Source organism: Pseudomonas sp. AD21 (assembly GCF_002878485.1).
Classification (GTDB): domain Bacteria; phylum Pseudomonadota; class Gammaproteobacteria; order Pseudomonadales; family Pseudomonadaceae; genus Aquipseudomonas.
In genome coordinates, this window is the sequence record NZ_NQYG01000068.1 from 22,258 (window position 1) to 29,113 (window position 6,856).

At 60.4% G+C, this 6,856-nt stretch carries 7 protein-coding genes; 6 read left to right on the forward strand and 1 reads right to left on the reverse strand.

What is annotated here, in order from left to right; genetic code table 11:
- The first annotated feature begins 27 nt into the window (after positions 1-27).
- From PseAD21_RS25530 to ntrC, 5 genes are all read left to right on the forward strand, one after another.
- Positions 28-1,371 carry a toxin-antitoxin system YwqK family antitoxin gene (locus tag PseAD21_RS25530; protein WP_256588267.1) on the forward strand — a complete coding sequence of 448 codons (1,344 nt, stop codon included), beginning with the start codon at positions 28-30 and terminating at the stop codon, positions 1,369-1,371.
- Between the two features lie 102 nt (positions 1,372-1,473).
- Positions 1,474-1,986 carry a DUF4124 domain-containing protein gene (locus PseAD21_RS25535; RefSeq protein ID WP_102358552.1) on the forward strand — a complete coding sequence of 171 codons (513 nt, stop codon included), beginning with the start codon at positions 1,474-1,476 and terminating at the stop codon, positions 1,984-1,986.
- The gene (locus PseAD21_RS25540; RefSeq protein WP_102358553.1) at positions 1,983-2,600 is read left to right on the forward strand and encodes a DUF4124 domain-containing protein; all 618 of its coding nucleotides are present in this window, start codon (positions 1,983-1,985) and stop codon (positions 2,598-2,600) included. The genes PseAD21_RS25535 and PseAD21_RS25540 overlap by 4 nt, the downstream gene beginning before the upstream one ends.
- Positions 2,601-2,830: 230 nt before the next feature.
- Positions 2,831-3,916 carry a nitrogen regulation protein NR(II) gene (gene glnL / locus PseAD21_RS25545; RefSeq protein WP_102358554.1) on the forward strand — a complete coding sequence of 362 codons (1,086 nt, stop codon included), beginning with the start codon at positions 2,831-2,833 and terminating at the stop codon, positions 3,914-3,916.
- Positions 3,913-5,349: a nitrogen regulation protein NR(I) gene (gene ntrC / locus PseAD21_RS25550; protein ID WP_007961729.1), complete on the forward strand. Its 1,437-nt coding sequence runs from the start codon at positions 3,913-3,915 to the stop codon at positions 5,347-5,349. Before glnL ends, ntrC begins: the two co-directional genes overlap by 4 nt.
- Before the next feature lie 560 nt (positions 5,350-5,909).
- On the opposite strand, the gene PseAD21_RS25555 is transcribed toward ntrC, so the two are convergent.
- Positions 5,910-6,350, reverse strand: coding sequence for a hypothetical protein (locus PseAD21_RS25555; protein WP_102358555.1), 441 nt, complete (start codon positions 6,348-6,350; stop codon positions 5,910-5,912).
- On the opposite strand from PseAD21_RS25555, the gene PseAD21_RS25560 reads away from it, so the two are divergent.
- Positions 6,349-6,804 (forward strand): tRNA (cytidine(34)-2'-O)-methyltransferase, encoded by a 456-nt coding sequence (locus tag PseAD21_RS25560; RefSeq protein WP_003220777.1) that lies wholly within the window; start codon positions 6,349-6,351, stop codon positions 6,802-6,804. The genes PseAD21_RS25555 and PseAD21_RS25560 overlap by 2 nt on opposite strands.
- Positions 6,805-6,856: the final 52 nt, after the last annotated feature.

Genomic DNA, 6,856 nt, shown 5'->3' on the forward strand with positions numbered 1-6,856 from the left:
TACCGGCGCCTTGACGAAGGGATTCGCATGAAGTGGTTATGGGCGCTGCCCCTGATAGCCGGCCTCGCCAGCCAGACTCTGAACGCAGCCGAGTTTTATGAAAACAAGCCGCTGGCTCATCCACTGATTCAGGGAATGCGGGAGAGCTCGGCCACCCTGGCATTTATCAAAGAAGCCAGCGGTGTGAAAGGTTACTACTGCGTTTGCAACACGCCCGAGGCAAACCCGCAACTGCTGGATGACTTCGGCCAGGCTTCGATCGAATCGGTATTTCTCATGTCACTCGACAGCGAGGATCCGACCCGCTTCGTGCTGTTCCGGCAAAACGATCGCTACAAGGTCTACGCCTACAAATACGACGCCTACGATCACCTCTACAGCCGTGTCACGCGCCTGCAGCCGGCGCTGGATCGCATCACCGAAGGCCAGAAACGCCTCGATGCACCGACCATCAAGAAAGCCCTGAGCCGAATCACACCGCTCAACTATCGCCTTTACTATGAAGAGTCCGGCGTGCCCGAGTTCGACCAGCTCGATTTAAGCCAAGGCGATCTGGTGAGCTATTACGGCCAGTACTACGACCCGCTGAGCGACCCAACGCCAGAGGACGAACCGTATTTTTTCAAGAAGACCTATCAGGAAAAAGACGGACGCTTTCTCACCGTTACCTTCTGGCGCTGGCTCGACGCCACACTCGTCGAAGGTAACCGCACGCTGTACAACTATCGGGTCAGACGTATCGCCTGGGAAACCGAACCGGCGAAATTCACTGGCGGTGAAGATGGCCAGTCGGTGTCTTATGATTCTGAATCGATCTCAGCCCAAGGTGCCTACAAACAGGGCGTGCGTATCGGTCCGTGGTCTACCGCCAAAGACGAGAAATATTCTGAGTCCGGTCATTTCGCAGACGGTAAACGGGAGGGGCAATGGAGCCTTTACCAGGACGGGCAAACGCTGGACGGCGAGTACCACAATGATTTGCGCGAGGGCCATTGGCAGCTTTCCAACTACGACGAAATGGAATGGGTCGCCACCGGATTCCAGACCTATGCCCATGGCCAACTCAACGGCCCGAGCGAACTGACCATCGCCGGCGTTACCGAGCGCGGCAGTTATATCGACGACAAGCGCCAAGGCCTGTGGACAACCAAAACAGGTACCGGCAACTACACCGACGACCTGCAAAGCGGCCCATGGACACTCAAGGCCGAGAACGGCCACATCCAGACCGTGAGCTTCGTCGCCGGAAAAAAGGAAGGCGAGCTGCGCGATACCGACGCCAATGGCGTTTTGACCTACATCGAGCATTACAAGGCTGGCGTCCTGTCCGGCGTGCGTGAGAGCCTGCTTGAGTCGGGCGCTTCACGATAAAAATCCGGGGATGGTTTGTGTGAGCGGATGTTGTCCCGGTTGGGCTTACCGCCGCCCCTGGCCTATGCTGCAAGCCAATCTCATTGTTGATCGGTCGAATCCATGGGTCGTGGTTTTCTATTCCTGCTACTGGTGATTGCCCTGCCCGCCGCCGCGCAGATCTACAAGTACACCGACGCCAACGGCAACACGGTCTACAGCGATCATTCGCCGGACGGTGTGCAGGCGCAGCCGCTGGAACTGCCGCCGCTCAACAGCGTCGAGCCACAGGCACCGAGCGCGCCGGCGCCCTCCAGTACGGACAGTCGCCCAGCGTCACGCAGCGCTTATGAAGTGCTGGAACTGACCGGCCTGCCCAGCGAAGAAGCCCTGCGCGCCAACAACGGCACCTTTACCGTCACCGTGCTGATCAAACCGCGCCTGCAACCGCCGCAGCAATTAAGGCTGGTCCTGGACGACGCGCCTTACGGCCAGCCGAGCAACGTGCCGATCCTGCAACTGGTGAATGTCGATCGCGGCGAGCATCGGCTGGCGGTACAGGTGATCGACGGCGAAACGATCATCCAGCAGAGCCCGACGGTGGTGTTCACCGTGCAGCGGGTGCACAAGCCATGAGGGTTTTCTGGCTGATCCTGTGCCTGCTGGCCCTGCCCGTTTCAGCGGAGGTCTTCACCTATGTCGATGCGCAGGGCAATCGCGTCTACACCGACCAGCCACGCGGCAATGCCAAGCGCGTCCCCATCGCGACCAGCAATCGCATGTCGGCCAACCCCACGACCGCAACGCCGATCCGTGCTGTACAAAAATCCCCGGAACAGCCGCTGTTCCACTACGACATGTTGCGCATTCTGATCCCCGAACCGGACGCGACCATCCGCAGCAGCGCCGGCGAGCTGATCGTCAGCGTCACCAGCGAACCAGGCCTGCAACACGGTCATCGCTATCGTCTGCTGCTGGACGGTGAGGCCACTGGCGAACCGGGTCTGAGCCCGGTGTTCCCGCTGAGCAACATCGACCGGGGCAGTCACAACCTGTCGGTGGAAATCCTCGACGAGCAGGGCCGCACCGTCGAACGCACTGCCAACCAGCCGTTCCACATGCTGCGCATCTCGCTTGCGCAGAAACGCCAGGTCAAACCCTGCGTCAGCGAAGACTATGGCGTGCGCCCGGAATGTCCGCTGAAGGACAAACCGCCCGAGCCGAGAAATCCCTTCCTGCGTTTCTTCTAACGCCGTTCAGCTTTGCGCACTATATTGGTGCAACAAGTTGCACCGTACCCACATTCCAACCCATTTTGGTTCGAAAGTACCCGCCAAGCCTGACATGACGCCACGCAAACGAGCGTCAAACGCCTGTTTCAGGGGTTGAGCGCTTCTTTTCGGAGCCTTGGTTTGGTTTTTGCATTTTCCTCGCATCAGCGCTTAGTTCTCGCGCACGCCTTGCTCCAAAAGGGGTCCAGATGACCATAAGCGACGCAATCCACCGTTTGCTGCTCGACAACCTGACCACCGCCACCATCCTGCTCGACGCCGAGTTGCGCCTTGAGTACATGAATCCGGCGGCCGAGATGCTGCTGGCCATCAGCGGTCAGCGCAGCCATGGGCAGTTCATCAGCGAGCTGTTTACCGAATCCACCGAGGCGCTCAACTCGCTGCGCCAAGCGGTCGAACAGGCGCACCCGTTCACCAAGCGCGAAGCGATGCTCACCGCCCTCACCGGCCAGACCCTGACCGTGGACTACGCGGTGACGCCGATCCTCAGCAATGGCGCGACCATGCTTCTGCTGGAAGTGCACCCGCGTGATCGTCTGCTGCGGATCACCAAGGAAGAGGCGCAATTGTCCAAGCAGGAAACCAGCAAGATGCTGGTGCGCGGCCTCGCCCACGAGATCAAGAACCCTTTGGGCGGCATCCGTGGCGCCGCGCAATTGCTGGCCCGCGAACTGCCGGAAGACAGCCTGCGCGACTACACCAACGTGATCATCGAAGAGGCCGACCGCCTGCGCAATCTGGTCGACCGCATGCTCGGCTCGAACAAGTTGCCGTCGCTGGCCCTGTGCAACGTCCACGAAGTACTCGAGCGCGTCTGCCAACTGGTCGAAGCGGAAAGTCAGGGCTGCATCACTCTGGTGCGCGATTACGACCCGAGCATTCCCGACGTATTGATCGACCGCGAGCAAATGATTCAGGCCGTACTGAACATTGTGCGCAATGCGATGCAGGCGATCAGCAGCCAGAACGAGCTGCGGCTGGGCCGCATCAGCCTGCGCAGCCGGACCATGCGCCAGTTCACCATTGGCCACGTCCGCCATCGCCTGGTGACCAAGATCGAGATTATCGACAACGGTCCCGGGATCCCGGCGGAACTCCAGGAAACCATCTTCTTTCCCATGGTCAGCGGCCGCCCGGACGGTACCGGGCTGGGCCTGGCCATCACCCAGAACATCATCAGCCAGCACCAGGGCCTGATCGAGTGTGACAGCCACCCCGGCCACACCACGTTCTCGATCTTTCTGCCACTGGAACAAGGAGCCACATCGACATGAGCCGTAGTGAAACCGTGTGGATCGTCGATGACGACCGTTCTATCCGTTGGGTTCTGGAAAAAGCCTTGCAGCAGGAAGGCATGACCACGCAGAGCTTCGACAGCGCCGATGGCGTGATGAGTCGTCTGGCCCGTCAGCAACCTGATGTGATCATTTCCGATATCCGCATGCCGGGCGCCAGTGGCCTGGACCTGCTGGCGCGGATTCGCGAGCAGCACCCACGGTTGCCGGTCATCATCATGACCGCTCACTCCGACCTGGACAGCGCAGTCGCCTCGTACCAGGGCGGTGCGTTCGAGTATTTGCCGAAGCCGTTCGACGTTGATGAGGCGGTGTCGCTGGTCAAACGCGCCAATCAGCATGCGCAGGAACAGCAAGGCCTGGAAGTGGTGCCGGCACTGACCCGCACCCCGGAAATCATCGGCGAAGCGCCGGCGATGCAGGAAGTGTTTCGCGCCATCGGCCGCTTGAGCCACTCCAACATCACCGTGCTGATCAACGGCGAATCCGGTACCGGTAAAGAGCTGGTGGCCCACGCCCTGCACCGTCACAGCCCGCGCGCGGCCTCGCCGTTCATTGCACTGAACATGGCGGCGATTCCCAAGGACCTGATGGAATCCGAGCTGTTCGGCCACGAGAAAGGCGCGTTTACCGGCGCGGCCAACCTGCGCCGTGGTCGTTTCGAACAGGCTGACGGCGGCACACTGTTCCTCGACGAAATCGGCGACATGCCGGCGGATACGCAAACCCGTTTGCTGCGGGTGCTGGCCGACGGCGAGTTCTATCGCGTTGGCGGGCACGTGCCGGTCAAGGTCGACGTGCGGATCATCGCCGCGACCCACCAGAATCTGGAAACCCTGGTGCACGCCGGGAAATTCCGTGAGGACTTGTTCCATCGCCTCAACGTGATCCGCATCCATATCCCGCGCCTGTCGGACCGTCGCGAAGACATCCCGACTCTGGCCAAGCACTTCCTCAGCCGCGCCGCGCAAGAACTGGCGGTGGAGCCGAAGCTGCTGAAAAGCGAGACCGAGGAATACCTGAAGAACCTGCCATGGCCGGGCAACGTACGGCAGTTGGAGAACACTTGCCGCTGGATCACCGTGATGGCCTCCGGACGCGAAGTGCACATCAGCGACCTGCCGCCCGAATTGCTGAGCCTGCCACAAGATTCGGCGCCGGTAACCAACTGGGAGCAGGCGCTGCGCCAGTGGGCCGATCAGGCGTTGGCCCGTGGCCAGTCGAGTCTGCTCGACAGCGCGGTGCCGGCGTTTGAGCGGATCATGATCGAGACTGCGTTGAAGCACACGGCCGGACGTCGGCGTGATGCGGCGGTGTTGTTGGGTTGGGGGCGCAACACCCTGACGCGCAAGATCAAGGAATTGGGGATGAAGGTCGATGGCGGGGATGATGATGAAGGGGATGAGGGCTAAACAGCCTATAGGCCTGTGGTGAGACACAAATTACGTAACCACCAAAGATCCAATGTGGGAGCGGGCTTGCTCGCGAAAGCGCTGTGTCATTGCACGGGATGGTGACTGACATGACGCCTTCGCGAGCAAGCCCGCTCCCACAGTTAGCCCTCTGTGCACCACAGCAATGCACTTTGAACCGCAATAGAGCATAACCTTCAGTTCAGATCGCCAGTAAAAATCACCGATAAACAATAACCCCAGAAACACGAAAGCCCCGGATAACGGGGCTTTCGTGTTTCTGATCAACTTTTTTGTTTCACCAAATAAAAACCTGGCACGCCCCCTGCAATACCTCTCACAGGTGATTCGATTCACCACCCGTTTCGGGGACCTTGGTACAGGCAGGCCGGGGATTCCCCTCTTTACACCGGGCGCACACCGCAATGCGATGCGCCCACCCTTTTGGGATCCTTGGTACAGGCAGGCCGGGGGTTCCCTCTTTACACCGGACCGACGCTCTCAGCGAAGTCCACCCCGTTTTGGGAACCCTGGTACAGGCAGGCCGGGGATTCCCGCTTTTATTGCTCTCGGAGATGGATCTCCAGCCGCCAGCGGTCATCGACCTTACTGGCGGCCCAGTCACCCTGCAGCGGCCGCGCCGCCAGCACCGTCAGCAACAGCCCGCCGTCACTCACCCGCGTTCGCCAGTTCACGTCCTTGCCGTTGAGCTTGAGCTGGCCTTTCTGCGAGCGGCCTTCAGCCTGGAATAACAGCGCCACTGTGCCGTCGATGATTTCACCGTGAAGCTTCGGTTCGTTGTTGAACCAGACCACCAGGCCGTCGTCCGTCACTTCGACCTGCTGCAGCACGCTCGGATCCGGCGTGGTCAGGCGACCGATCATCAAACCGATCATCAGACCGACAATCGCCAGCGAACCGATCACCCGCGGGAATAGTTTCGAACGCGGGTCGGCTTGCGGCGTAGAATGCGCGTCATCTTTACCTTCGGAGCCGTGCATGTTTCACGTCATCCTTTTTCAACCAGAAATTCCGCCGAATACCGGCAACGTTATCAGGCTGTGCGCCAACAGCGGCTGCCACCTGCATTTGATCGAACCGCTGGGTTTCGAGATGGACGACAAGCGCTTGCGCCGGGCCGGTCTCGACTACCACGAATATGCCACGCTGCAACGTCATGCCGACCTCGCCAGTTGCCTGGAAAGCCTGGGCAACCCACGGTTATTCGCCTTTACCACCAAGGGTTCGCGGCCGTTTCACGATGCCGCGTTCGTCCCGGGCGATGCGTTCATTTTCGGCCCGGAAAGCCGTGGCTTGCCGCCGGAAGTACTCGACGCCCTGCCCGCTGAACAGCGCCTGCGCCTGCCCATGCGTGAAGGCTGCCGCAGCCTGAACCTGTCCAACACCGTGGCCGTCGCTGTATACGAAGCCTGGCGCCAGAACGACTTCAAATAACTACACACCTGATCGTTCCCACGCTCTGCGTGGGAATGCAGCCCGTGACGCT